The following is a 25177-nucleotide window of genomic DNA, read 5'->3' on the forward strand; positions in this document are numbered from 1 at the left end:
GATTTCGCAACCGAAAGTTGTTTTTGCGTGACTGTCATTTGTGCCAGTGTCAGGGCACCGTCGATCCGGCGCCGGCGTAGGTTGCAGGCAAGCGTGCTTCGAGCGTACTTTTCGAGCGGACTTATGGAGGCCGAGCATGTCAGGCGCGGATGGCGCCGAGTAGCCGGCCCAGGCGCCGCGTCATGCTGCGGCTCCATGAGGGTTGATCGCGGACAAGCCGGAAACCGAGATTGGCAGGTGGCGTGCCGGAGGCGCAGCCGCCGGCACGCGCATCGCGGATGAAGTCGGTCACGTAGGCTCGATGCGCGCCTTCGGCCAAACGGACGCCGCAATTGCTGACGGTCTTGATGACGCGACCGGCACTATCCTGCAGCTTGCGTGTGAAGCAGGTCGAGGTCCATTCCCAGACATTGCCCGCGAGGTCGGCGATGCCGTGCTCGTTGATGCCGAAGCCGCCGAAGCCGCGCGTCTTGGGATCGTCTTGCAGGGTGGCTTCCCGTTCGTAGCGGGCGATCCAGCGCCGCGAGGGATCGGCGTCGTCGATCGAGATGCCATCGTCCTTGAATCGTCTCCCGGCCGCATAGGCCCACTCGGTATCGGTCGGCAGCCGATAGCTCTCGCCGGTCTTGTGCGAGAGCCACGCGGCGTAGGCAACGGCGTCGTGCCAGCTCACCTGCACCGCCGGACGATCGATGGCGATGGGGACGTCGCGATCGAGCGCGCGGCATGCATGGGCTTCGACGCAGGCGTGGTAGTCGGCGGCGCTGACCTGGTTCGTCATCATGGTCAGCGGATGATCAAAGCGGACCGTCGTGATGGGAGCTTCGGCTTGGCGGCCGTTGCGGAGATGGTCGCCGGAGTCGCGGTAGCTGATCGTCCCAGGTGCGATCTCGGTGAGGGCGGGGCCGTCGAGACCGGCGGCGCGGTCTGGCAGCCCTGCAAGGATCGGGGCCATTGTGGTCGGGCCAGCCAATCCGACGACGCAGGCGAGGGTGAGCTTGATCTTGAAAGCGAGCAGCATGGCAGCACACTGAGAAGAGTGGGGGGCCGGACATGCCGGCCCCCTGGGCCGATCAGTTCGTCGTGCCGGTCGGAATGTCGGCCGGGGCCTTCACCTGCATCATCAGGTCGTCATTCCACTTGCCTTCGACCTTGAAATGGGCCGTTGCGCCGAGATTGGCCGCCTCGATCAGGTTGTGGGTGACGTAGGCGTAGATGCCGGGCTGCAGGAATTTGTAGAGCGCGGCACCCGCGGAGCCGCCGCGGATGAACCAGGTCTCGAGCCCGGTCTCCGGCGCGTTGGAGAACTTGCCGGTCTCCCAGACATAATCGCCGTGGCCGCCGATCAGATGCGGACGACTGTCGCGGTTCGCCTGCGAGTGCACGATCAGCACGTTCTCGCCGACATTGGCCGTGAGCGCATTCTTTCCGGTGAGCGCGCCGGCCTTGCCGTTGAACACCACATGGGTCGGCGTGAGCTTGCGCATGACCTCCTCGGTGTCGCTATAGGCCTCGCCGGGCGAGTCATAGGATTTGAAGTTGCCCTTGTCGTCGCGCGGGACGTAGAGGTCCTGCTCGCCGATGTAGTAGACGCGATCGTAGCGCAACGCGTGTCCGCGGCCGTCATTGAGACCGTCGCGCGGCAGCACCATCACGGCGCCGTTCATGCCGGAGACGACATGCCAGGGGATCATCGGTCCGCCTGGGGCGCAGTGATAGACGAACACGCCGGTCCGCGTCGCCTTCCAGCGCAGCACGACCTGCTCGCCGGGATTGACCAGGGTCAGCGCGCCGCCACCCAGCGCTCCGGTCGCGGAGTGGAAATCGATGTTATGCGGCATGCTGTTGGTCGCGGGATTGACGAGGGTCACCTCGACATAGTCACCCTCATGGACCACCATCAGCGGGCCCGGCATCGAGCCGTTGAACGTCATGGCCTGGAAGGTGGTGCCCTTCTCGTCGATCACCATCTTCTTCTCCTGGACCACGAGCTTGAACTCCATGATCTTGGGCCCCTGCTTCGTCGCCTGCTCGTGCGCATGCACGAACGGCGGAGCCACCAGATCGACCTTCTGGCGCGGCAGCTTGAGGTCCTCGGCCATCGCGGGAGCCGCAAGCATCATCGCGGCGATGGCTGCACTGAACATGGCGGTGCGGCGGGTCAACATGGATCGCTCCTTCATTGGATCTGTTGTAGTGCCGCAATCATCATGCTCTCGTTGGAACCCCGCTTGTTTGTGCTGCAACAAGCAACTTCGCATTTGCGGAATACGACGGCGGGTTCGGAGCGAAATTGGCGCGGCCGCGCCAGCGCAGCGCGCGAATGAGTTGCATCGGCGAGTAGTTCTTGGGGAGTCCGGGCGCGGAGCAAAGGGGGCTGGACTGTCCCCGCGCAACTACGCGCCGAGAAATGATCCGTCCGTTTGCCGAGACCGCAGGACAGTCACGTGCACCAAGATGCGAGGTTCAAGGCATTGTACCGATCGACGATGGGCTACCAAACTCGTCAGCTCAGCCAGCGCACCGCCAGCAACGCGGCGAAGGCCACTGCCGCCGCGAGGCAAAACATCGTGGTCATGAACATGGCGATATTGCCGAGCAGGCCTGTCGGTCCCGACTCGTCGCGGAACGATTCGAATCCGTCGGACTGGGGGATATGGCCGCGGATGCCGGCGAGGAGAGCAAATGAACGGATCAGAAGTTGCAGAGCTTCCATTGCGGTTTTCCTCGAATCGTCAATGAATCAATGATGATGTGAAATGAGCCGGCCACTTTGAGGAAGCGCAAAGTCCGAGGCGATAACCGGCGTTCTACTGGTTGTCCAACGGGGCATCTGCCGGCCGCGCCTTGAGAAAGCTCAAGGCCGCCCCTCTTGCCTTATGTCAAGGACCTCCGAACCCCAGGTCGACACGCTCAGGTGACAGGCAGGACATGAGACCAGATCTTGCGGCATGCTACGGACAGGAGCGCCTTCCGCGCTACACCAGCTATCCCACGGCGCCTCATTTCTCCGCCGCGGTCGGCCCGTCCACCTACGCAGAATGGCTGCGCGCGATACCGGCGAGCGCGACGGCATCACTTTACCTGCATGTGCCCTTCTGCCGCTCGATGTGCTGGTATTGCGGCTGCAACACCATGGTCGCCAAGCGCGACGAGCCGATTGCGGTCTACGAATCGGCACTGCGCTGCGAGATCGACATGGTGGCGCGCCAGATTGGCCGGCGTCTGCAGGTCGGGCACATTCATTTCGGCGGCGGCACGCCCACCATCATGGCGCCGGAGTCCTTTGTGGATCTCGTCGGATCGCTGCGTCATTCATTTTTCGTGCTGCCATCGGCGGAGATCGCCATCGAGATAGATCCCCGCACGCTGACGCCGGAGATGATCGCCGCGCTGGGGGTGAGCGGGGTCAATCGCGCCAGCCTGGGCGTGCAGAGCTTCGATCCGCGGGTGCAGCAGGCCATCAACCGGGTACAGAGCTTCGAGCAGACTGCGGCGGCCACGAATGGATTGCGCCAGGCCGGCGTTGCCGGCATCAATTTCGACCTGATCTACGGGCTGCCGCATCAGAGCGTGGCGTCCTGTCTCGACACCGTCCGGCGCGCCATCGACCTGCGCCCCGACCGGCTCTCCGTGTTCGGCTACGCTCATGTGCCATCGTTCAAGACGCACCAACGCAAGATTCAGGACTCGGCGCTGCCGGACAGTCTGGAACGCTACGATCAGGCCTGTGCGATCGCTGATGCGCTGAAGAACGCAGGCTACGTCCAGATCGGGCTCGATCATTTCGCCTTGCCCACCGACCCGATGACCATCGCGTTCCGCGAAGGCCGGCTGCATCGCAATTTCCAGGGCTACACGACCGATGCCAACGATCTGCTGCTCGGGTTCGGCGCCTCGGCGATCGGGCAACTGCCGCAAGGTTATGTCCAGAACGCGCCGCAGGTCCGGGCCTATGAGCAGAAGATCGCGTCCGGCAGCCTCGCGACCGTGAAAGGCTATGGACTGACGGATGACGACCGCCTACGGGCCGACATCATCGAGCGCATCATGTGCGACTACGGCGTGGACCTCGACGTCATCTGCACCCGCCATGGCACGGACACCGACGACATGCTGAGATCGGCGCCGCGGCTGCAATCGCTGATCTCCGACGGTGTGGTCGAGCTCAACGGCGGTGCGCTCGCGGTGACCGAGCATTCCCGGTTCCTGGTGCGCAGCGTCGCTGCGGCGTTCGATGCGCATCTCGACGCGTCGAAGCAGCTGCACAGCCGGGCGGTCTGACCGGCCAGCTGCCGCGGTGCTTGTGCCGCGACAAAGACCGCCAAGGGCATGCCCGCTACCATTCGCGCGGGAATGGAGGCGCGCATGCCAATCTCCTTCGATGAACTGGTCGACGACGTCATGCGGCGAAGGCCGGAGACGATCCGCGTCTTTCTTGCTTTCCAGATGCGTTGCGTCGGTTGCCCGATCGCCTGTTTTCACAACGTCGCGGATGCCTGCCACGAGCATGGCATCGATCCCGACGCGTTCCTCGCGGCCCTGTGTGCCTGCGCCTGATCAGGTCCGCGATGCGGCCGCGTCGCCGGCGCTCTGCTGCGCCAGCAGGACGATCTTGTGCGGCTCGCGCAGGACGATCTTCTGACGCCCGCTTTCGACGAGGCCGAGCTGCTCCCAGCCCGAGAGGATGCGGCTTACCGTATGCAGGGTCGTTCCGGTCATCTGGGCGATATCCTGCCGGCTGATCGGGAAGTCGATCTGAACGCCGTGATCGAGCTTGCGGCCGGCCTGGTTGGCGAGCCGGAGTAGGGCATGCGCGATGCGCTGCTCCACCTGCTGCGTCGACATTTCGATCACGCGCGCATGGGTTTCCTGCAGCCGCTGGCCGACCGTCTGCAGCGTGTTCGCCGCCAGCGACGGGAACTTCGCGACCAGCCGCGGCCATGAGGCGGACGGCCAGGCCAGCACGATGCTGTCGTCGACGGCGGTCGCTGTCGCCGGATAATGTTGGAGACCGATGGCGGGGGCGACGCCGAACGTGTCCCCTGGCACGACATAGCGCACCACGATCTGGTCGCCGGTCGGCGTCGTCTTGCTGGCGCGGACATGACCGTGGAGCAGCAGGAAGAACGAGGTCGCATCGGCGCCCTGCTCGAACACTGCGCCGTTGCGGGGGACGCGAAGGGAGCGGGCTTCCCGCAGCACGTCCGTGAGATCCTCCGCGGACAGCCCCGCAAACAGCGGCAGATGCGCGACCAGCGAACGGTCGATGGAAGCCATGGTGTTCTCCGGGGCCGGATTCGGCCTAATTTTGCGGCGCTCAATAGCACGTTTTTGCGATCTGTCGGAAGTTTGTGCTGGCGCAAGTCATAGTGGGCGACGCGCAACTACATGTTAAGCACAACGCCGCGATCGGTGCGGTTCCCGTCCTTCATCGAGCGAGCATGCACATGGCGATTCCACGCAACTATCAGGGCTGGACCGTTCTCGCCAACGGGTTCAGGCCGTTCTTTCTGCTGGGCGCGCTCCAGGCCGCGCTGGCGATCCTGATCTGGGTCCCGGCTTTCTACGGCGAGCTGAAGCTGAGCTCCGGCTTCGCTCCCCGCGACTGGCATGTGCACGAAATGCTCTACGGCTATTTGCCGGCCGTCGTCACTGGCTTCCTGTTCACGGCGATCCCGAACTGGACCGGACGTCTGCCGATCCGGGGCCTGCCGCTGCTCACCCTCGTGATCGTGTGGATGGCCGGGCGACTGGCCGTCACGATGTCCGCGCTGGGCCCCTGGTGGGCCGCGCTGCTGATCGATGCGAGCTTCCTCACGCTTGTCGTTCTGGCCGCCGCGCGCGAGATCGTCGCCGGGCGCAATTGGCGGAATTTGCCGGTGGTCGCAATCGTCGCGGTGCTGTGCGCCGGCAACATCGCGTTCCACGTCGAGGCTCATCTGCGTGGCTCGGCCGACTACGCCATTCGCGTCGGTGTTGCCGTGATCGTGCTGCTGCTCGCACTGATCGGCGGCCGCATCACGCCGAGCTTCACCCGCAACTGGCTGGTCAAGCACAATCCCGGCCGGCTGCCGGCGCCGTTCGGCCGCTTCGACATCGCCGTCGTGCTGTTCAGTGCGCTGAGCCTGCTCGGCTGGATTCTCGTTCCTGAGAGCGCGCCGACCGCGCTTGCGCTCACGGCGGCCGGATTGTTGCATGTGGTGAGGCTCGCGCGCTGGGCCGGCGATCGCACCTTGCGCGAACGGCTGCTGGTCATCCTGCATGTCGGCTACGTGTTCGTCCCGCTCGGCTTCCTGCTCACGGCGGTCGCCAGCCTCGGATGGGTTCTGCCAAGCGCCGGGCTGCACGCCTGGATGGTCGGGGCCGCCGGCATCACGACGCTTGCAGTGATGACGCGGGCCACGCTCGGCCACACCGGCCAGGCGCTGACGGCCGCGCCCGCGACCCAGGTGATCTATCTGGCGATCATCGTCGCAGCGGTCACGCGGGTCTGCGCCGTGTTGGCGCCGGCGCATACCGAGGTGCTGCTGCACGTCGCGGCGCTTGCCTGGGTGGTCGCATTCGCCGGCTTCGTTCTGGCGTTCGGTCCGCTGCTGCTCGGTCTCAAGCGGCGTGCGCTGGCCGTACGCCGGGCAGGATCGGTTCAGCCGGTGCTCTGATTGCGCGCCATGGCGCGCGAGAACACCACCTCGATCAGCGTGCCGGATTTCGGCGCGGCCTTGATATGGAACTGCGCCCGGTTGGCTTCGACAAGCGCCTTGGTGAGCGACAGGCTGAGACCGGCGCCATCGGAGCCTTGCTCGGAAGCCGAGGGCGCACGGAACGGTTCGAGCGCCGCAGCCACCTCCTGATCGTTCAGGCCATGACCGGTGTCGCGGACGCGCAGCGCGACCTCGCCGAAATCGGTCAGCGCGGTTGAGACGATGACCTGGCCGCCGGGATTGGCCAGCGAGATCGAAGCCGAGATCACGTTCATCGCGATCTGGCGCAGCGCCCTGGCGTCGGCGATGACCGGCGGCAGCAGTTGCGACAGCGAGGTGCGGATGATGATGCGGGCGCGGTTGGCCTGCGGCTGCATCGCTGCGACGCAGCTCTCCACCAGTTCGTTGAGATTCTGGCTGGTGAAAGCGAGCTCGAGCTTGCCGGTCTCGATGCGCGACAGCTCCAGCAGATCGTCGATCAGGGAGACGACGCGCTCGCCCGAGGTGCGGATGTCCTTCATGTATTCGGCGTAGCGGGTGTTGCCGATCGTGCCGAACCGTTCGCCGATCATCACCTCGGCAAAGCCGATGATCGCGTTCAGCGGCGCGCGCACTTCGTGGCTGATCCGGGCCAGCATGTCGGCCTTGGCGTTGGCGGCCCGATCGGCCACGCGACGAGCCTGCAGCAACTCGCTTTCGCCGCGGTGGAGCTGCGACAGATCGCGGAACACGGCAAAGAAGTTCGGACCGTCGGGCCTGGTCCGGCCAATTGCCATCGACAACGGAATGAGGCCGCCCTGAGCGATCTTCCCGAGCACCTCGCGGCCCTGATCGAACCCGCTCGACGCGCCGGCCTGCTGCACACTGTCGAGGTAATCGAGCACGAGGCGGGCGCTTTCCGGCGCGAACAGCTCGATCAGGTTACGGCGCACCAGCGCCGCGCCGTCGTGACCGAACAGCGCCTCGGCGCTGCGGTTGCAGGCGTGGATGTTGCCGCCGGCGTCGAACATCAGGATGCCCTCGGCTGTGACGTCGAGGATCGCCGCAAGATCTTCGGCTTCGGCGTGGCCGGCGGCCGGAGGCGGGGCCACGACCAGGGGGGCTGGTGCAGCCGAGGCCGGCACTGGCATCGGCGCAGCGTCGGTCGCCGTCGGAACCGCGGCCGCGGTTCCGGGCACCGGAGCGAAGATCAGGGCATGGGCGGTATCGCCGTCCCAGGTGATCGTGAACAGGCGGGCTTCCGCCTTCACCTCCTCGCTGGAGGAGCCGTCGGCTGCCGAGATCGTGACGGGGGTGCCGGCCTCGGATTTGTTCGACGCTGACGACACGCCCGGCTCGACATAGAGCGCATCGAGCCCACCCGCCTGCTCCAGGGCCGCAAGGTCGGCGTAGCCCATCTGCCTGAAGAAGGCCGGATTGCCATAGAGCAGGCGATCGAGCCGGTAGATCAGCATGCCCGTTGGCAGCAGGTCGAGCAGGATGCGGTCGCGCTGGCTGTCGCCCTGGGCCGGCGGGTCCTCGGGGATGAGCCATTCGGTCTGCAGCCCCGCGCCATGATCGGTCGCCGTCTCCGTCGCCGACGGGGTCTGCTGCTGCGGCGAGACCAACGGATCGCTCACGCGCGATCCCGGCTCGAACGCCGTACTCGCGACGTCCGCGGCTGAGTTGCGGATCTCGCCTTCGAGCCGGGCCGACAGCTGACGAGCGAGTTCATGAAACGCACTGTTCTCCACCGGCGTGAGCACCGGATGCTTGGACTCGCCCGGAGCGCGGAACGGGACCACGTTCCCGGTCGTTTCGAGCCCGATGCCGTCGATGTGGTGTACGTCCGCCGCAATGGAAGCCTCACGAGATGACGTCGTGACGTTGTCCTGCTGCGGCGGCACATCTGCGGCCTGCACATGGTCGGATTGGGCAGGATCGGTTTCGTCGGCGTCCGGAGCATCGGCCGCGTCTGCATCGGCCAATGCGGGACGACGCAGTGCGGCCAGCCGGTCCAGAGCGTCGAGGTCGCGACAGACGCCGAAGCCGCGATAGCCGGCATCGGTCCTGTCCTCCGTCAGGACAGGCAGTCCCGACAATTCGACCGCAAGCCGCTCGCCGTCCGCGGGCCAACTGACGACGAGCCCGCTCCAGGTCTCTTTCGTTTCGATCGCCGCACTGACCCGCCCGTCTGGATCGAGGCCTAGCGATGCAGTGAGCTCATGCCAGGGACGGCCGAGCTTGGCGGCGCTGTGCCGCCCGATCAGGCGGGTGAATTCGTCGGAGCCGATCGAGAATCGTCCCTCGGCATCCATCTGCCAGGAAAATCGGAGTGGGTGGCGGCGGCCAACTGAAGGGTCCGCCGCGCCGGACTCGGCAGGATGCGTCTCATCCGTCGTTTGCGGCACCGGCACCGGCGCCTCGAACAGGTCGGCCTTGGCCTGATCGTCGATCAGCAGGAACTCGGCCGGCGCTTCGTTCGACAGCGCGGGGGATTCGTAATCGGTTCGGCGTTCAGTCATTGCATCCACCGGAAGAGGAGGCGAAATCACGACCACGGGCCCAGCGGCAACGTGCACGGGGGCTGGTGATGCGGGGGCGGCATCTGCGGTTGGCTCTGATGTCTGCGCCGAGCCTGGCGCCTCCATCCCGTCGGCTAGGGCCGGCATCGGGACGGCCACCAGCCCGACCTGGTTGCCGCTGCCGATGCGGTAGAGCGCTGCGCGCTCGGTGCCGAACGTCACCTCGGCCATGCCGTCGATAAGCGCCGCTCTGCGGATCTCGGCGAAATCCGGCTCGCTCAGGTCGCGCGTGCCAAACAGGCGCCGTCCGGCTGCACTGATGCCGGCGAACTGGCCATCCTGGGTGAATGCGATCAGCGCATGTCCGCTGGCTTCCACGAGCCGCTTCAGGCGTTCCGCCAGCGGGACGCTGCGTCCGCCCCCGTCGGTGCTGGTGATCAGCACCGCGCGCGTGCCATCCGGCAGATCGATCCTGGTGCAGCCGCAGGTCGCGAGCGTGCCGAGCGGCGCGCCGAAGCCACGGAGGCGTTCGAGTCGCAAGGCGCCGGTCTCGGGCAGACGCCGTCCCAATTGAGCGACCTGGCGGCGATGCGCGTCGGCGGGGCCGAGCGCCTTCGCGATCAGCGCCGTTGCGCTCGCCGCGCCGAGGGCGCGTGCACCGGCCGCATTGGCCCACAACACACGGCTGCCATCGGCCGACCATAGCCAGGCCGGCAGACTGCCGGCGGCGTGGACAGCCAGCCGGGGGTCGCTGAGGGCCTGCAATTCGAGATCGGCGTAGGTCATGGGCGACGACGGCGAACGGCTCTTGTGATGTTGATCGGCGGCCGGAACTGGTGGCGTTAAGAATTCGTTACTATCGCGCGTTTTGAGGGCCAAGGTCCACGGCGGGGCCGTACCCCTGTCCTGCTAAAGCTTGGATAACCTTAATGTGTTCCTCGTGAGCGCAGCGCACGGAATTGCGGCGAACCCGGGCATGGCCCGTTGCAATCCCCCCGTTGGGGACCACGGCGGAGGCGACGGCCGGTTCGCTCGAACAGCGCAGCGCGACGGTGCGGGCCGGGACCAAGGACATCGGCGCCAAGGTCTTGTCCTATGCCGAAAAGAACTTCCAATCATCGCTCGACTACGCCCAATCGCTGGTGCACGCCAAGGACCTGCCCGAGGTGCTGCGGCTTCACAGCGAATTTGTTCAGGGCCAGATGCGGTCGCTCGCCGAACAGGCAAGCGAAATGGGCCAAGCCATCGGCAAGGCTGCGATCGACACTACCAAGCCCAAGGCCTGAGGGGACGTTCTCCGCTCCCGTAAATTCTGGAGGCGGGCGCGACAAAGAGTTCCTGATAATGGAATTTCCATTGCGTTGCACAAAAACGACACGATATAGCTCTACGCGAGGTTGTTACCTCCCAGGGGCGGTTCCTCTGCGTGATCCGAAGTGACTTCCCGATTGCCGGGACGGTCCAGTCTCAATGTTTCGAAGGATACATGCCATGACCAATGCCACCGATCCGTTCTCCGCGTCCATCATCCCGTTTGAGGTTCCCGAGCAGGTGCGCGCGCTCGCCGAAAAAGGCGTGTCGCAGGCCCGTGAGAACTACGCCAAGTTCAAGGACGCTGCGGAAACGCACAATTCGGCCATCGAGGCCTTCTTCGCCAACGCCAGCAAGGGCGCCGGCGTCTACTCGTCCAAGGTCATGGAATTTACGAAGGCCAATACGACGGCTTCGCTCGACTTCGCCCAGGAGCTGTTCGGCGTGAAGTCGCCGTCGGAGGCGATGGAGCTGTGGACCGGTTTCGCGCGCAAGCAGTTCGAGACCTTCACGTCCCAGGCCAAGGAGCTCGGCGAGCTCGGCCAGAAGGTTGCGGCCGAGACGGTCGAGCCGATCAAGGAAAGCGCCAGCAAGCTGTTCAAGACGGCGGCCTGAGGCCGGCCTGATTCGAGCCAGGTGCGCGGTACGGCCGTGCGCCGGTGAGGCCAGCGGAAGATCCAGGACCCGGACGCGTTGCGACCGGGTTCGATGCTTTCTGGGCTCCCGCTTGAACGGGGGCTCACTCGGGCCGAAACAGCGTCAAAAAACGCCGGCATGGCCGGGGACTTTATCCGTTCTCGGCCTTGCCAAATTGGCCCGTTGCACCTAGTTTCCGGCCCGTTCGGACGCCCCCTCGCGGGCAGTCCATGGCGGATGCAGTTGTAGCTCAGTTGGTTAGAGCGCCTGTCTGTGGAACAGGAGGTCGGTGGTTCGAGCCCACCCAACTGTACCATGGCCAGGACCATCGCTGTGCCGTTCGCTAGCTCACCTCTATCCGTGCTCCGCGCCCCATTGATCGTGCGCCGTGACTTGTAGCCCTGTCGCGACCTCTCGCGTACGGCTGTAGACTGGGCGTGTGCGCAGAGCTGTGCGGAAGCCTGAGCCCGGTCTCCGTATTTCGACGGATATATCGCCGGGGCGTGCCCTCGCTTGCGGTTTGCTGCGCCGGATCAGAAGCACGGCGTGGCGCTGTTGCTTGCGAATCCTGTCTCCTTCAATCACACTTTGCGGCAACGAGGGGGAGGGGACGATGAGAGGGATTGATCTCGATCCATGCATCTCTGCCGTACTGATCGTAGTAGCCGCGCTGTTAGTCCCCGTAACCGCACGGGCCTATACCCCCGAGCAGGAGCAGGCGTGCACGGGCGATGCGTTCCGGCTTTGTAGTTCCGACATTCCCGACGTCGATCGTGTCACCGCCTGCATGGTCCGCCGCAAGGCCGAGCTGTCGCCGCCATGCCGCGCCCAATTCGGGCCACCGCAGCGCCAGGCAGCGTCATCTGGCCGCGCGGAACGGCCGATGAGCATTCGTCCTGTCACCAAGCCGGTCACTGCGCGCGCCGGCAAAGCGAAGAAGTGGACGCGACCGGACGCGACTTGAGCGATGCCGATGGCCGCATTTGGCGGCACTCGGAATGACCGAGGTCCTTGGATGCGCACCTCGGTGCGCAGCCTCAACATGCAAATGCGATGGGGCATGACCGGATGTTGTCGAACATCGCGGCCGGATCTGCTGTTTTGCCTGCTTTGGTGTGACTCAAAAACCAATCCGTTTCGGCAATCAGGAGTTACGTCTTATTAATCGCTAAATTTTTCTTCCGCGAATCAGTCCGCTGATTCATTTTCGCTGCCGGGGTCAATCTGGAGGCCAAGGTATGAACGTCATTGTTTTCGCATCGCGTAAGGGCGGCTCAGGCAAGAGCACCCTGGCCGCCCATCTCGCTGCGCAGATCAAGTCGAGCAAGTCTAGTCTGCTCATCGATGCGGACCCTCAGGGGTCGCTGACGCTTTGGCACAAGCTGCGCGGCACCAACGAGCCGCCGATCAAGACGGCTGTGAACTCGGTGAGCGCGATCGTGTCCGCCGCCCGCCGTGACGGCGTCGAGTGGGTGCTGATCGATACGCCGCCGACCATCTCGGCCGTCGTCGAGGATGCGATCAAGAACGCGACCATGGTGATCATCCCGGCCCGCCCCGGAGTGTTCGACGTCAACGCGGTGCAGGAGACGATCCAGACCTGCCGCGCCGCGCGCAAGCCCTACGCGGTCGTTCTCAATGGCGCGCCGGCGCGCCGTGACGATGCCGAAAGCCCGATCGTGACCATCGCCCGGGAGGCGCTGGCGAAGTTCAAGGCGCCGGTGTGGGGCGGCCAGATCACCAACCGCGCCGATCTGCTGATGGCGCTGGGCCAGGGCGAAGGCGTGCGTGAATATTATGCGGAGGGGCGTGCCGCAGCCGAGATCGCGCGCCTCTGGGCTGCGATCGAGCGCTCGGTGCGGGCGATTCGCGGGACCGTGTCGGCCAACGGCGCCATGCACAAGCAGGCGGCCTGATCGCGGCATCAGATGAGGCATCGACGCGCGGTCTTCCGCGCGTTTTTTGCGTCGGGTCACACGATCTCGCGTGAGTGCCGATTTCGCGCCGCGCGAGAGGGCGCGGCGAGGTCAGGCGACCATCAGGAAATAGAAGGCGATAGCCGGCGTCAGGGTCAGGATCACGGACCAGATCCCGACCGCCCAGAGAATGTCTTCGACGCTGAATCCCTGATGCTCAGGGTATGGATGATCCTGCAAAGCCACGACGTCCCCGCGCTCTTTGACGTTTTCAACATCCATAGCGGAACATCTTTAAACACGAGGTTGCGGACTGCGCCGCTTTTGATCGCGTTTGTTAGCTCGGATTAACCACGGAGGTGTCGGCCTCCGCGGTCTCCGATGTGGCCCGCGGCCGCGCTGCAGCTTCGTCTCTCGGTCCGACGATTGTTTCGGGAGCGTTCAGGCGACGCAGCTCTGCGTCCTTGTCGCCGTGCGGCGCTCGATCTCCTGGTCGAGGCGTACGGCAAGGCCGGCGCCGATCTCCACCATCGGTAGTCGCACGTCGGGGCTCGCGATGATTCCGGTTCGCGCCAGCCAGTACTTGGCCGGGGCCGGGCTCGGCTCGGTGAACAGCAGCCGCGTGAGATCCTCGACCTGCGCCCAGCACGCTGCTGCCGCGTCGTGACGGCCGGCCTTTACGTGCTGCAGGATTGCGGCAAACGTCTCGGTCTCCAGATGCGCCGAGAGCAGGATGGCGCCGTCGGCACCGGCCTGCAGCGCATCGAAGCTCTGGGCGTCCTCGCCGGTGAGGATGCGAAATCCGGGCGGTCGGCGTGCGATCAAGTCGCGCGTCTGCATGCGATTGGCGCAGCAATCCTTGAGGCCTGCGACAGCCGGATGTTGCGCGAGCCGCAGCAGCGTCTCGTTGTCGAGGCCGACCGCCGAGCGATAGGGAATGTTGTAGAGCACGATCGGATGGGTGGTGCGGTCAGCCAATGCGGTGAAATGCGCCAGCAGGCCGCGCTGCGACGGGCGCACGTAAGGCGGACTCGAGATCAGATAGAAGTCGATCGGCCATTCCGCGGTTCGGTCGAGCGATTCGCTCACCTCGGCCGTCGCCACGCCGCCGACACCGAGACAGATCGGCAGCGACCGGCCGGTGGCGTCGAGCTCGTCCCGGACCACGCTGATCAGGCGGGCGCGCTCGTCCCAAGACAGCGCCAGTCCTTCGCCTGACGTGGCACCGAGCACCAGTCCATCGATCGGCTCGGCGGCGTAGTGCCGAACCAGATTGCGTAACGATGGCTCGTCGAGCGCGCCATCGCGGAACGGCGTGATCAGGGGTAGCCAGAGGCCCTGCAGTCGGGTCGTAATGTTGGTCATGGTCCATCTCCTTGGGTGGCAGGAGCCGGAGACGGGACACGCAAAAAAGCCCCGTCCTCGCGGCGGGGCTGGTGATGCGGCGGTGAATTCGAGAGATTCTAGCGCGCGCGTCCACATGTCCCCGGGAGGGGAGCTTTTTTCGACGACAGCTTGGCGTGCGAAGACGTGGACATGCGATCTAGATGCGCGGTGCAGGCGATGCTGTCAACGCCGCATCGGGCACGACACGGAAACATTCGGCAAAAAAAATAGCCGGGCCCAAATGAGCCCGGCTGGAGGTACTGGCCAACGAGGCCGACACAATCACCTTCCAAGAGGGATTTCTGAACGCTCGCGCCACTGGAGGAGGGGGACAATGCGCAACGCCAACGCTCAGCACAACTTCACTATGGGCTCAATGGCGTCGCAGCAACCATGCAAGCCGCATGTCAGACATGCACAATCTCACGCCGGCCAGCGCTGCGCTTTGCTCACGACGAAGTCACGGAACACTTGAACGCGTGCGACCGTTTTCAATTCCTCGGGATAGACGAAGTAGGTGTCGAGCTGGATCGAATCCGACTCTCCGAACAATTGCACGAGACGGCTGTTTTCCTCGACGAGGTAGTCCGGCAGCGCGGCGATGCCGAGGCCTTGCTGGCAGGCGCGGACCAGGCCGAGGATGTTGTTGACCCTGAAATAGGCCTCGCGCGGACCGGACCCGTTGCGGCCGGCATCGACCAGCCAGCTGCGGTTCTGGAGATGCGGGGCGACTTGGCCGTCGGCCAGCATGATGATGCGATGATCATCGAGCTCGTCGAGGGTGCGCGGCGTGCCGAAGCGCTTGACATATTCCGGCGAGCAATAGGCGTGGAAGCTGATCGCGAATAGCTTGCGCTGGATCAGGTCCGGCTGTGTCGGCTTGCGGGTGCGGATCGCCACGTCGGCCTCGCGCATCGACAGATCGAGCTCCTCGTCGGTGACGATCAGCGAGATCCGGATCTCCGGATAGAGCGCGGTGAATTCGCCGAGTCGCGGGATCAGCCAGTTGATGCCGACGCCCGGCGTGGTCGTGATCTTCAGGTCGCCGCTCGGGCGCTCGCGGCTGTCGGTCAGCTTGGCGCGCGCCGCCTGCAGCTGCATGAAGACGTCATGCGCGGTTCGGAACAGGAGGTCGCCTTGCTCCGTCAGGATCAGTCCGCGGGCGTGCCGGTGGAACAGCGAGACTGCGAGCTCCTGCTCGAGCGCGCTGACCTGGCGCGACACCGCCGATTGCGACAGCCCGAGCTGCTCCCCGGCATGCGTGAAGCTGCCTGCTTCCGCCGCTGCGTGAAACACCTTCAGCTTGTCCCAATCCATATCCGTAAATCCATCCCGTGATCGTGGCATCGTCAGTTCATTCCGCCGCGGCGCGTTCGCTCGCGGCGTGGGCGAGGAAGCGTTCGGCCTCCAGGGCGGCCATGCAGCCCATGCCGGCTGCGGTGATCGCCTGCCGATAGGTTTCATCGGCAACGTCGCCGGCTGCAAACACGCCGGGAACGGAGGTCGCGGTCGAGCCCGGCATCACCTCGACATAACCGGACGGTTTCAGTTTCAGTTGCCCCGCGACCAGCTCGGTTGCTGGCGCGTGGCCGATCGCGACGAAGACGCCGTCGGCGGGCAGCTCGGTGAGCGCGCCGGTCTTGACGTTCTTGAGTCGGACATGCGTGACCTTGGATGGCGAGCTGGCGCCGCAGATCTCATCGAGGGCGCTGTCCCACACGACCTTGATCTTGGGATGCTTGAACAGCCGCTCCTGCAGGATGCGCTCGGCGCGGAAATGGTCGCGCCGGTGCACGACGGTGACGGTCGAGGCGAAATTGGTCAGGAACAGCGCTTCCTCGACCGCGGTGTTGCCGCCGCCGACGACGATGACTTCCTTGCCGCGATAGAAGAAGCCGTCACAGGTCGCGCAGGCCGAGACACCGAAGCCCTTGAACGTCTCCTCCGACGGCAGCCCGAGCCAGCGCGCCTGGGCGCCGGTCGCCAGGATGACGGTCTCGGCGAGGTAGACGTCACCGGAGTCGCAGGTCAGGCGGAACGGACGCTGCCCCAGCTCCAGCTTGGTCACGAGGTCCGTCTTGATCTGGGCCCCGACATGCGTCGCCTGCTTCTCCATCTGCTCCATCAGCCAGGGACCCTGGATGACGTCGGCAAATCCCGGATAGTTTTCCACGTCGGTGGTGATGGTGAGCTGGCCGCCGGGCTGGATGCCCTGGATCAGCACCGGCTCCAGCATAGCTCGTGCCGCGTAGATCGCCGCCGTATAGCCGGCAGGGCCGGAACCGATGATGACGACTTTGGCATGGATCGGAGCTTGCATGTGGCCGAAGACTCGCTGGAAAAGGGAGGATTAACGACGCAGCGAGCGGAATGCGCGGAAGAAACGCTCCGAAGCCCCATCGAAAATGTCAAATCCAAGTCTAAGCCATCTGGCAAGCTATGCAAGAATTGCAACGCATCTCGGCGAATTTTCCCTTCACGACCCGGTCAACAGGGGAAATCTAAAGTAATAAAATTGCGCGAATTGACCGGCTTGCGCTAAGAGAGTTGCCCATCGTCTCCCGGCGCCCCTGCGCCTCCTCCTGTTCCGCCAGAGCCCACAATCCCCGTGTCCAAGAATCTTGATGAGATCGATCTCAAAATCCTGAGTGAAATTCAGGCCGACGGCAGGATCACCAATGTCGAGCTCGCCAAGCGGGTCGGCATCTCGCCGCCGCCTTGCTTGCGCCGGGTGCGGACCCTGGAGGAGGAAGGCTACATCACCGGCTACCGGGGCCTGCTCGACCCGCGCAAGCTCGGCTTCGACGTGACCGTGTTCGCCTCGGTCCACCTGTCGAGCCAGGCGGACGCCGACCTGAAGGCGTTCGAAGAGTTCGTGCGGTCCGAGCCGCTGGTGCGGGAATGCTGGATGCTGTCCGGCGAGGTGGACTTCATCCTGAAATGCGTCGCACCGGACATGGCGACGTTTCAGGAGTTCGTCACGCACCTCACGGCGGCGCCCCACGTCCGCAACGTGCGGACGTCCCTGGTGCTGCACAACTCGAAATACGAGGCGGCGGTGCCGCTCGAGGTCAAGGGGCGCAGCTAGGCCCGGCTGTCCTTCCGGGCCAGCCTCGCGAAGGCTGAACCCGGAAGCTCGAGGTCGCGAAGCGAACAGGACGCGAGAGAGTTCAGTTCTTTTTGCGCAGCAGCGCGTCCAGACTGATCGAACCCCCGCCTGAGGTCGTCAGATAGAGGCAGGCAAAGCAGAGGGCGATCGCCAGCGAGCCGTTGTTGACGACCGGGAAGAAACCTCTCGGGAAGTGGCCAATGAAATAGGCGAAGGCCATCTCGCCGGACAGGATAAAGGCGACCGGGCGCGTGAACAGCCCAAGGATCAGCAATCCGCCGAGCACCAGTTCGAGCGAGCCGGCCGCACCGTACAGCGACAGCAGCTCAACTTTGGCAAACATGTCCACGGCCGGAAACTTGAAGATCTTCGCCACGCCGTATTGAAACAACAACAGGCCCGTGACGACGCGAAACAGGCTGAGCACAGCCGGTTGCCATTTCGAGAACATCTGCTCCATGTCGATCATCCCCCAATCAAAGCCATCATGATGCGACGGACCGGACCCATCCTCCCGGCACGGCTCGTCGGTTCTGCACTAGCTCATTCCCGAAAGCCCGTCACCGGCGTGTGGCCTGCAGTCCGATGAATTGACCGTGTGCTGCCGAACGCCATTGTGCCGCAGTGCGGCCGGCCAAACGACGAAGGGCCGCGCCTTCGCGCAGCCCTTGGTTTCGTCCGAACGGTCACAGGCACCGCTCCGATGCCTCGGGTCCTCAGCGCCACTCGACCTTGGCGATCTCGTAGGACTTGGCGCCGCCGGGCGCCATGACCTCGACGGTGGTGCCCATCTTCTTGCCGATCAGCGCGCGCGCCAGCGGCGAGGTGATCGAGATCTTGCCCTTCTTGGCGTCCGCCTCGACCTCGCCGACGATCTGCCAGACCGCCTTCTTCTCGGTGTCCTCGTCGATCAGGGTCACCGTCGCGCCGAACTTGATCGTGTCGCCGGAGAGCTTGGTCACATCGATGATGTCGGCGCGCGCGAGCTTGTCCTCGAGCTCGGCGATGCGGCCCTCGTTGTGAGACTGCTCTTCCTTGGCGGCGTGATATTCCGCGTTCTCGGACAGGTCGCCATGCGAACGCGCTTCCGCGATATGTTCGATGATGCGCGGACGGTCCACCGATTGGCGCTGCTTGAGCTCGTTCTCCAACGCGGCGTAGCCCATCGAAGTCATGGGAACCTTTTCCACCATCTCTTCTCGTCCTTCAGTCGTGCGGGCGGGGGCGCGCACGATCAGCAGCTTCAGAATAGGCCTTTGCGGCTCAAAGCAAAGCCTGAAGGCCCGGCAAGACCGTCCCGTCAAAGGCCGGTACAACATCGAACGGGGCGGCGGGTTCCTGAAAGCTTCTATTGCCGATTGTTGCCAACCGCTTAGCGGGCGTTCGCCCGCGCGCTGCGATTAGTTTTCGGAAAAGTAACTCTGCAGGGTGCGGACCTCAAGGTCTCCCCCGAGATAGGCACGGATGCCTTGCGCGGCCGCCACGGCACCCGAAAGAGTGGTGTAATACGGCACTTTATGCAAGAGGGCAGCGCGCCGCAGCGAACGGCTGTCGGCCAGCGCCTGCGGGCCTTCGGTGGTGTTGAAGACCAGCTGGATGTCGCCGTTGGTGATGGCGTCCACGATGTGCGGCCGTCCCTCCAGCACCTTGTTGATCTTCTCGGTCGGCACGCCCTGGTCGGTCAGGAAGCGCTGGGTCCCGGATGTCGCCACCACCTTGAAGCCGAGCTCGTGCAGCATCCGCACCACCTCGGTGATGCGCGCCTTGTCGCTTTCACGTACTGACACGAACACCGTGCCTTTGCGCGGCACGCGTGTGCCGCCGCCGAGCTGGCTCTTGGCGAACGCCACGGCGAACGAGCGGTCGATGCCCATCACCTCGCCGGTCGAGCGCATCTCCGGGCCGAGCACGGTGTCGACGCCCGGGAAACGGGCGAACGGGAAGACCGATTCCTTGACGCCGACATGCCTGAGCGCGCGCTTCTTCAGGCCGAAATCGGCGAGCTTCTCGCCGGCCATGATTCGGGCGGCGATCTTGGCGACTGGCGTGCCGACCACCTTGGCGACGAAGGGCACCGTGCGCGAGGCACGCGGATTGACCTCGAGCACGTAGATCGTGCCGTCCTTGATCGCATATTGCACGTTCATCAGGCCGACGACGTCGAGCCCGAGCGCCAGCTCGCGGGTCTGCCGCTCCAGCTCGGCGATGGTCGCCTCGTCGAGCGAATGCGGCGGCAGCGAGCAGGCCGAATCGCCGGAGTGGATGCCGGCCTCCTCGATGTGCTCCATGATGCCGACGATGAAGGTGTCCTTGCCGTCGGAAAGGCAGTCCACGTCGATCTCGGTCGCGTCCGACAGATAGCGATCGAACAGCAGCGGGTTCTTGCCCAGCACCGTGTTGATCTGGCCGGTCTTGTCGTTCGGGTAGCGCGCCTTGACGTCGGCCGGCACCAGCTCGGGCAGGGTGCCGAGCAGGTAGTCGCTGAGCTGGTTGTCCTCGCGGATGATCTGCATCGCGCGGCCGCCGAGCACGTAGGAGGGGCGCACCACCAGCGGCAGCCCGAGATCGGCAGCCACCAGGCGGGCCTGCTCGACCGAATAGGCGATGCCGTTCTTCGGCTGCTTCAGATGCAGCTTGTCGAGGACGCGCTTGAAGCGGTCGCGGTCCTCGGCGAGGTCGATGGCCTCCGGCGAGGTGCCGAGGATCGGCACGTCGGCCGCCTCCAGCGCACGCGCCAGCTTCAGCGGCGTCTGGCCGCCGAACTGCACGATGACGCCATGCACGGTGCCGTTCTTGCGCTCGGTCGCGATGATCTCCAGCACGTCCTCGGAGGTCAGCGGCTCGAAATAGAGCCTGTCGGCGGTGTCGTAGTCGGTCGAGACCGTCTCCGGATTGCAGTTGACCATGATGGTCTCAAAGCCGGCGTCGGACAGCGCGAAACAGGCGTGGCAGCAGCAATAGTCGAACTCGATGCCCTGGCCGATCCGGTTCGGACCGCCGCCGAGAATGATCACCTTCTTCTTGTCGGACGGCGCGCTCTCGTCGGCGAGTTGGCCTGCGAACAGCGTTTCGTAGCTCGAATACATGTAGGCGGTGGGCGAAGCGAACTCCGCCGCGCAGGTATCGATGCGCTTGAACGCCGGACGGACGCCCAGCGCCTGCCGCTTGGCCGCGACGTCGGCTTCGGTGGTGTTGGTCAGCACCGCGAGCCGTGCATCCGAGAAGCCCATCGCCTTCAGCGTGCGCATGCCGCTCGCGTTCGGCGGCAGGCCGTGCCGGCGGACCTTGTCCTCCATCTCGACGATGCCGCGCATCTGCGCCAGGAACCACGGGTCGATCTTGCAGGAGTTGAAGATGTCCTCGTTCGACCAGCCCAGCCGCATCGCCTGCGCGACCTGCAGGAGACGGTTCGGCGTGGGCGTGCCGAGCGCAGCCCGGATCGCGTTCTTGTCGTCGCCGCGCCCGAGACCTTCGATCTCGATCTCGTCGAGGCCGGTGAGACCGGTCTCCAGCCCGCGCAGCGCCTTCTGCAGGCTTTCCTGGAAGGTGCGGCCGATCGCCATGACCTCGCCGACGGACTTCATCGAGGTCGTCAGCGTGGTCGAAGCCCCCGGGAATTTCTCGAATGCGAAGCGCGGGATCTTGGTGACGACGTAGTCGATGGTTGGCTCGAACGAGGCCGGGGTCGCGCCGCCGGTGATGTCGTTGGCGATCTCGTCCAGCGTGTAGCCGACCGCGAGCTTGGCCGCGACCTTGGCGATCGGGAAGCCGGTCGCCTTGGAGGCCAGCGCCGAGGAGCGCGATACGCGCGGATTCATCTCGATCACGACCATGCGGCCGTCGGCCGGGTTGACGCCGAACTGCACGTTGGAGCCGCCGGTCTCGACGCCGATCTCGCGCAGCACCGCCAGCGAGGCGTCGCGCATGATCTGGTATTCCTTGTCGGTCAGCGTCAGCGCCGGCGCGACGGTGATCGAGTCGCCGGTGTGCACGCCCATCGGATCGAGGTTCTCGATCGAGCAGACGATGATGCAGTTGTCCTTCTTGTCGCGGACCACCTCCATCTCGTACTCCTTCCACCCGAGCACCGATTCCTCGATCAGCACTTCGTTGGTGGGGGAGGCGTCGAGACCGCGCTCGATGATGTCGAGATATTCTTCCTTGTTGTAGGCGATGCCGCCACCAGTGCCGCCCATCGTGAAGGAGGGACGGATGATCGCGGGCAGGCCGATCTCGGACAGCGCCATCAGCGCCTGTCCCAGCGCATGCTCCTGGTAGCGCTTGCGGCGCTCGTTCTCGCCCAGCGTCCACTGCCGGTCGAGCTCGTCGCGCTCGGCGCCGGACAGCTTCTCGCGCTCGGCGAGATATTTGTCGCGGTACTGCTTCTTCAGCGCGGAGGCGTTGGCGAGCCGCGACTTCGGCGTCTGCAGCCCGATCTTCTCCATCGCGTTGCGGAATAGCTGGCGGTCCTCGGCCTTGTCGATCGCGTCAGCCGTGGCGCCGATCATCTCGACGTCGAACTTCTCCAGTGTCCCCTGCCGGCGCAACGACAGCGCGCAGTTCAGCGCGGTCTGCCCGCCCATGGTCGGCAGCAGTGCGAAGCCGCCAGGGATGACGTGGCGTTCCTTCTCGATGATCTTGGCGACGATCTCGGGCGTGATCGGCTCGATATAGGTCGCATCGGCCAGCTCCGGATCGGTCATGATCGTGGCCGGATTGGAGTTGACGAGGACGACGCGATAGCCCTCCTCCTTCAGCGCCTTCACCGCCTGCGTACCGGAATAGTCGAATTCGCAGGCCTGGCCGATCACGATCGGACCGGCGCCAATGATCAGGATGGTCGAGATGTCGGTTCGTTTCGGCATTCAAGCTCACGGGCAAGGAACGGGCAGGAATTGGGCACAAAAAAAGGGCGCGCGTGCCGCGCGTCCCCGAAGGCCAAGGCGCGACCAGTGCTCGCGCGCGAGCGGTCTTTAGACCAGTTTCCTCTGAGCGGAAAGGGTTTTGGGCCGAAATCAACGGCCAATTTGGCCGGAGAGAGGCGGAGGGGCGCCCTGCCGTCGCTGGCTCGCCGAGCCGAAGCTGCGCAGCAGCGAAGGCTGGAGGCCCGGCCTGGACTTGAACCAGGTTCAAGAGCGTTGCACCGCTCTTCGCGTCGTAGCTTCCGCCACCGGGCCGAGGGTGATCTTACCTCTCACGGCCGCGTGAGCCAGCCCGTGTTTCAGTTAACCCTAATCCAGTTGCTTGATGTTGGCAGTTGCGGCGGGCTGGTCGGCCCACGCGGTCACCCGGTTCCCGTCATCGGCCGAGCCACGAAGGTCATCCGCCAGGGATTGTGGCCGATATTCTTGGGCGCCCGGACGGCGCTGAGGTCGGCCTTCTTCAGTCTCGCCAGGATCTCGGCCTCGCTGTAGTGCTGCAGGCCGACCTTGGTGCGCAGTTGCCGGTAATCCGACAGCGCCGTGGCGACCAGCCCGACCAGGGCATCCTTGAGGAAGCCGTCCCGTGCGGCGAACATCAGCAGCGCGAGCACGTCACGGCCCATGCCAACGTCCGGACGCAGGACGTCGCCGAGGATGAACTTTCCCGACGGCTTCAGCAGCCGCCTGATCACGGCCAGGGCCGCGTCGAATTCCGCCTCGCTCATGTACTGCGCCACGGAGTTCATGACGACGAGGTCGATCGAGCCTTCCTGCATGTTGCGCAGCTCGTCCAGCGAGCGCACGCGGATCTTGGTGTTGGGCGCGAAACGCGCGATCAGCCGGCCGCGCACGCCCGGCGCCGGCTCGGCCAGGATCAGCGTCATGCATGCGTCGGCGACCTTGGCGGCCGATAAGGCCTCTCCGCAGGAATAGTCGAGAACGACCGCGTCGGGCGAGGGAATATACCTGACGATGTCGCGCGCAATCCCCTGGAAGTGCAGGTCGCGATGCAGCTTGCTCGCATAGATCGTGTGCGTGGAATCGTAATAGTCGATCCAGTCGTCCATGGCGTGTTCCGGCAAACACAGTTCCTTGATCGGAACTGGAGGGGTCAGCGAGCGTTAACGGGTCCGATCACCCGTGTCCATCGCTGCTTCTAACAGGAAGGTTAGGCCGTGAGTAAAGCAAAGACCGACAAGACCGCCCCCGAGCTCGATACCCCGACCGATCTGTCGCCGGACGCCGTAAACAAGATCTCGACAGCTTTGAACACGCTGCTTGCCGACGCCTTTGCGCTCTATCTGAAGACCAAGAACTTCCACTGGCACGTCAGCGGACGGCATTTCCATGACTACCATGAGATGCTGGACGAGCAGTCGGACGCGATCTTTGCCACCACGGACCAACTGGCCGAGCGGGTGCGGAAGCTCGGCGGCACGACGCTGAAATCGATCAGCCAGATCAGCAAGCTGCAGACCATCAAGGACAACAACGAGGAGTATGTGCCGCCGCGCGAGATGTTGCGGGAGTTGATGGAGGACAACAAGCACGTCGCGGCTGCGATGCGGAAGGCGCACGGGCTGTGCGACCACAATGACGATCCGGCCACCGCGGGATTGCTGGAGACCTTCATCGACGAGACCGAACGCCGCACTTGGTTCTTGTTCGAAGCGAGCCGCCAGGAAGGCAGCAACGCGGCATAAGCGGGCCCGCGTTGAGTTGAGCTCCGGGCGCGCTGCGAGGACGTGGGGCGCCCGTCCGGCCTCGATGCCGGCTCCGGCTCATATCCACGCCGCACTATCCGGAGTGGCCGAGTGCCGACCAACTCCGATAGATCATGTAAGCCGCCACCACGAACACCACGGTGGCAAACACCTTGTTCAGGGTGCCGCGCGTACTGGACAGGCGAGCGGCCAGCTTCGCACCGACCAGGCCACCGGCGATGCCGGCGACGAGAAAGGTCGCCGCCAGCGCCCAGTCGACCAGTCCCGACAGCGCGTAGTTCGCTGCGGTCGTCAGTCCGAACGCCGTGACGGACACGAGCGAGGAGCCGATCGCGTAGAGGATCGGCATGCCTGTCGCAAACATCAGAGCCGGAACGATCAGGAAGCCGCCGCCGATGCCGAAGAAGCCGGACAGCATTCCCGTGCCGAAGCCGAATGCCAATAGCGGCAACAGATTGTCGCGCGAAAGCTTGACGTCCAGCTGGCTGTCCGTGCCGCGCTTGCGCAGCATCAAGAGGCCGATCACGATCATGACCAGGGCGAACAGCAGCAGCAGCTTCTGGCCGTCAACCATCTTGCCGAGCGTCGAGCCCGCGAAGGCGCCGACCACGCCCGTTGCAGCAAACACCAGCGCGCAACGCCATTTGACGTTGCCGGAGCGGGCATGATTGGCGAGATTGGCCGCCGCGTTGATTGCCACGGCGACCGCGCTCGTGCCGATCGCCACGTGGGGATTGCCGACGCCCACCAGATACACCATGAGCGGCACGGCCAGCACCGATCCGCCCCCGCCGATCAGGCCGAGCGTGAATCCGACGAAAGAGCCGGACAGCGAGCCGAGCGCAAGCTCGGCAGCGGACAACGTCATCCTGTGATGCTCCGGCGTGGCATGCCGCGCCGGGGTGCGTGGACGCGGCCAAATGGGAAAGCCGAGCCGCGACGTCTGCCGCGTGCTCGGCGGGGCG

Annotated in this window: 22 protein-coding genes, 2 tRNA genes and 1 pseudogene; 10 read left to right on the top strand and 15 right to left on the bottom strand. The window is 64.9% G+C overall.

The window, feature by feature from the left end; translation table 11 throughout:
- Positions 1-139 precede the first annotated feature (139 nt).
- The 3 genes from QX039_RS21880 to QX039_RS21890 form a co-directional block, all read right to left on the bottom strand.
- Complete coding sequence (locus QX039_RS21880) at positions 140-1021, bottom strand: formylglycine-generating enzyme family protein (RefSeq protein ID WP_315736358.1); 882 nt, start codon at positions 1019-1021, stop codon at positions 140-142.
- Positions 1022-1073: 52 nt separating this feature from the next.
- Complete coding sequence (gene nirK, locus QX039_RS21885; protein ID WP_315736359.1) at positions 1074-2168, bottom strand: copper-containing nitrite reductase; 1095 nt, start codon at positions 2166-2168, stop codon at positions 1074-1076.
- A gap of 338 nt (positions 2169-2506) precedes the next feature.
- Positions 2507-2716, bottom strand: coding sequence for a hypothetical protein (locus QX039_RS21890; RefSeq protein WP_315736360.1), 210 nt, complete (start codon positions 2714-2716; stop codon positions 2507-2509).
- A 215-nt stretch (positions 2717-2931) separates the two neighbouring features.
- On the opposite strand from QX039_RS21890, the gene hemN reads away from it, so the two are divergent.
- Positions 2932-4284 (top strand): oxygen-independent coproporphyrinogen III oxidase, encoded by a 1353-nt coding sequence (gene hemN / locus QX039_RS21895; RefSeq protein ID WP_315736361.1) that lies wholly within the window; start codon positions 2932-2934, stop codon positions 4282-4284.
- Between the two features lie 84 nt (positions 4285-4368).
- On the top strand, positions 4369-4560 hold the full coding sequence (locus tag QX039_RS21900; RefSeq protein ID WP_315737044.1) for a DUF1858 domain-containing protein: 192 nt from the start codon (positions 4369-4371) through the stop codon (positions 4558-4560).
- Here the strand turns inward: QX039_RS21900 and QX039_RS21905 are convergent, their stop codons facing one another.
- A complete protein-coding gene (locus QX039_RS21905; protein ID WP_315736362.1) occupies positions 4561-5280 on the bottom strand; it encodes a Crp/Fnr family transcriptional regulator in 720 nt (239 codons plus the stop codon).
- A 170-nt stretch (positions 5281-5450) separates the two neighbouring features.
- On the opposite strand from QX039_RS21905, the gene QX039_RS21910 reads away from it, so the two are divergent.
- A complete protein-coding gene (locus QX039_RS21910; protein WP_315736363.1) occupies positions 5451-6662 on the top strand; it encodes an NnrS family protein in 1212 nt (403 codons plus the stop codon).
- Here the strand turns inward: QX039_RS21910 and QX039_RS21915 are convergent.
- On the bottom strand, positions 6647-9994 hold the full coding sequence (locus QX039_RS21915) for a PAS domain-containing sensor histidine kinase (RefSeq protein WP_315736364.1): 3348 nt from the start codon (positions 9992-9994) through the stop codon (positions 6647-6649). The two genes, QX039_RS21910 and QX039_RS21915, sit on opposite strands and share 16 nt — an antisense overlap.
- Positions 9995-10218: 224 nt before the next feature.
- On the opposite strand from QX039_RS21915, the pseudogene QX039_RS21920 reads away from it, so the two are divergent.
- The 5 genes and pseudogenes from QX039_RS21920 to QX039_RS21940 all read left to right on the top strand — a co-directional run.
- Positions 10219-10494: pseudogene (locus QX039_RS21920) on the top strand (phasin family protein); the annotation flags it as partial.
- A 205-nt stretch (positions 10495-10699) separates the two neighbouring features.
- Positions 10700-11134 (top strand): phasin, encoded by a 435-nt coding sequence (locus QX039_RS21925; RefSeq protein WP_315736365.1) that lies wholly within the window; start codon positions 10700-10702, stop codon positions 11132-11134.
- Between the two features lie 260 nt (positions 11135-11394).
- Positions 11395-11471, top strand: a tRNA-His gene (locus tag QX039_RS21930).
- Between the two features lie 297 nt (positions 11472-11768).
- A complete protein-coding gene (locus QX039_RS21935; protein ID WP_315736366.1) occupies positions 11769-12119 on the top strand; it encodes a hypothetical protein in 351 nt (116 codons plus the stop codon).
- A 274-nt stretch (positions 12120-12393) separates the two neighbouring features.
- Positions 12394-13071, top strand: coding sequence for a ParA family protein (locus QX039_RS21940; RefSeq protein WP_315736367.1), 678 nt, complete (start codon positions 12394-12396; stop codon positions 13069-13071).
- A gap of 111 nt (positions 13072-13182) precedes the next feature.
- On the opposite strand, the gene QX039_RS21945 is transcribed toward QX039_RS21940, so the two are convergent.
- From QX039_RS21945 to trxB, 4 genes are all read right to left on the bottom strand, one after another.
- On the bottom strand, positions 13183-13353 hold the full coding sequence (locus tag QX039_RS21945) for a hypothetical protein (protein ID WP_315736368.1): 171 nt from the start codon (positions 13351-13353) through the stop codon (positions 13183-13185).
- A gap of 159 nt (positions 13354-13512) precedes the next feature.
- Entirely contained in the window at positions 13513-14436 is a 924-nt protein-coding gene (locus QX039_RS21950; RefSeq protein ID WP_315736369.1) for a 4-hydroxy-tetrahydrodipicolinate synthase, read from the bottom strand.
- A gap of 444 nt (positions 14437-14880) precedes the next feature.
- Positions 14881-15804, bottom strand: a complete 924-nt coding sequence (locus QX039_RS21955) for a LysR family transcriptional regulator (RefSeq protein WP_315717522.1) — start codon at positions 15802-15804, stop codon at positions 14881-14883.
- A 7-nt stretch (positions 15805-15811) separates the two neighbouring features.
- A complete protein-coding gene (gene trxB, locus QX039_RS21960) occupies positions 15812-16777 on the bottom strand; it encodes a thioredoxin-disulfide reductase (RefSeq protein WP_315736370.1) in 966 nt (321 codons plus the stop codon).
- A 288-nt stretch (positions 16778-17065) separates the two neighbouring features.
- Here trxB and QX039_RS21965 point away from each other — a divergent pair, with 288 nt between their 5' ends.
- Positions 17066-17545: an Lrp/AsnC family transcriptional regulator gene (locus QX039_RS21965; protein ID WP_015664493.1), complete on the top strand. Its 480-nt coding sequence runs from the start codon at positions 17066-17068 to the stop codon at positions 17543-17545.
- A gap of 82 nt (positions 17546-17627) precedes the next feature.
- On the opposite strand, the gene QX039_RS21970 is transcribed toward QX039_RS21965, so the two are convergent.
- The 5 genes from QX039_RS21970 to QX039_RS21990 all read right to left on the bottom strand — a co-directional run bounded on the left by QX039_RS21970 (position 17628) and on the right by QX039_RS21990 (position 23555).
- Positions 17628-18026 carry a DoxX family protein gene (locus QX039_RS21970; RefSeq protein WP_315736371.1) on the bottom strand — a complete coding sequence of 133 codons (399 nt, stop codon included), beginning with the start codon at positions 18024-18026 and terminating at the stop codon, positions 17628-17630.
- 256 nt (positions 18027-18282) lie between these two features.
- The gene (gene greA, locus QX039_RS21975; protein ID WP_315736372.1) at positions 18283-18759 is read right to left on the bottom strand and encodes a transcription elongation factor GreA; all 477 of its coding nucleotides are present in this window, start codon (positions 18757-18759) and stop codon (positions 18283-18285) included.
- 207 nt (positions 18760-18966) lie between these two features.
- Positions 18967-22431, bottom strand: coding sequence for a carbamoyl-phosphate synthase large subunit (gene carB, locus QX039_RS21980; RefSeq protein ID WP_315772342.1), 3465 nt, complete (start codon positions 22429-22431; stop codon positions 18967-18969).
- Positions 22432-22666: 235 nt separating this feature from the next.
- Positions 22667-22743, bottom strand: a tRNA-OTHER gene (locus QX039_RS21985).
- Between the two features lie 107 nt (positions 22744-22850).
- The gene (locus QX039_RS21990) at positions 22851-23555 is read right to left on the bottom strand and encodes a class I SAM-dependent methyltransferase (RefSeq protein WP_315772343.1); all 705 of its coding nucleotides are present in this window, start codon (positions 23553-23555) and stop codon (positions 22851-22853) included.
- 108 nt (positions 23556-23663) lie between these two features.
- Between QX039_RS21990 and QX039_RS21995 the strand changes: the two genes are divergently transcribed.
- The gene (locus QX039_RS21995) at positions 23664-24191 is read left to right on the top strand and encodes a DNA starvation/stationary phase protection protein (RefSeq protein WP_315736375.1); all 528 of its coding nucleotides are present in this window, start codon (positions 23664-23666) and stop codon (positions 24189-24191) included.
- A 94-nt stretch (positions 24192-24285) separates the two neighbouring features.
- Here the strand turns inward: QX039_RS21995 and QX039_RS22000 are convergent, their stop codons facing one another.
- Positions 24286-25080, bottom strand: a complete 795-nt coding sequence (locus QX039_RS22000; RefSeq protein WP_315772345.1) for a sulfite exporter TauE/SafE family protein — start codon at positions 25078-25080, stop codon at positions 24286-24288.
- Positions 25081-25177: the final 97 nt, after the last annotated feature.

Source organism: Bradyrhizobium sp. SZCCHNR1043, assembly GCF_032489675.1.
In the GTDB taxonomy this organism is placed as follows: domain Bacteria; phylum Pseudomonadota; class Alphaproteobacteria; order Rhizobiales; family Xanthobacteraceae; genus Bradyrhizobium.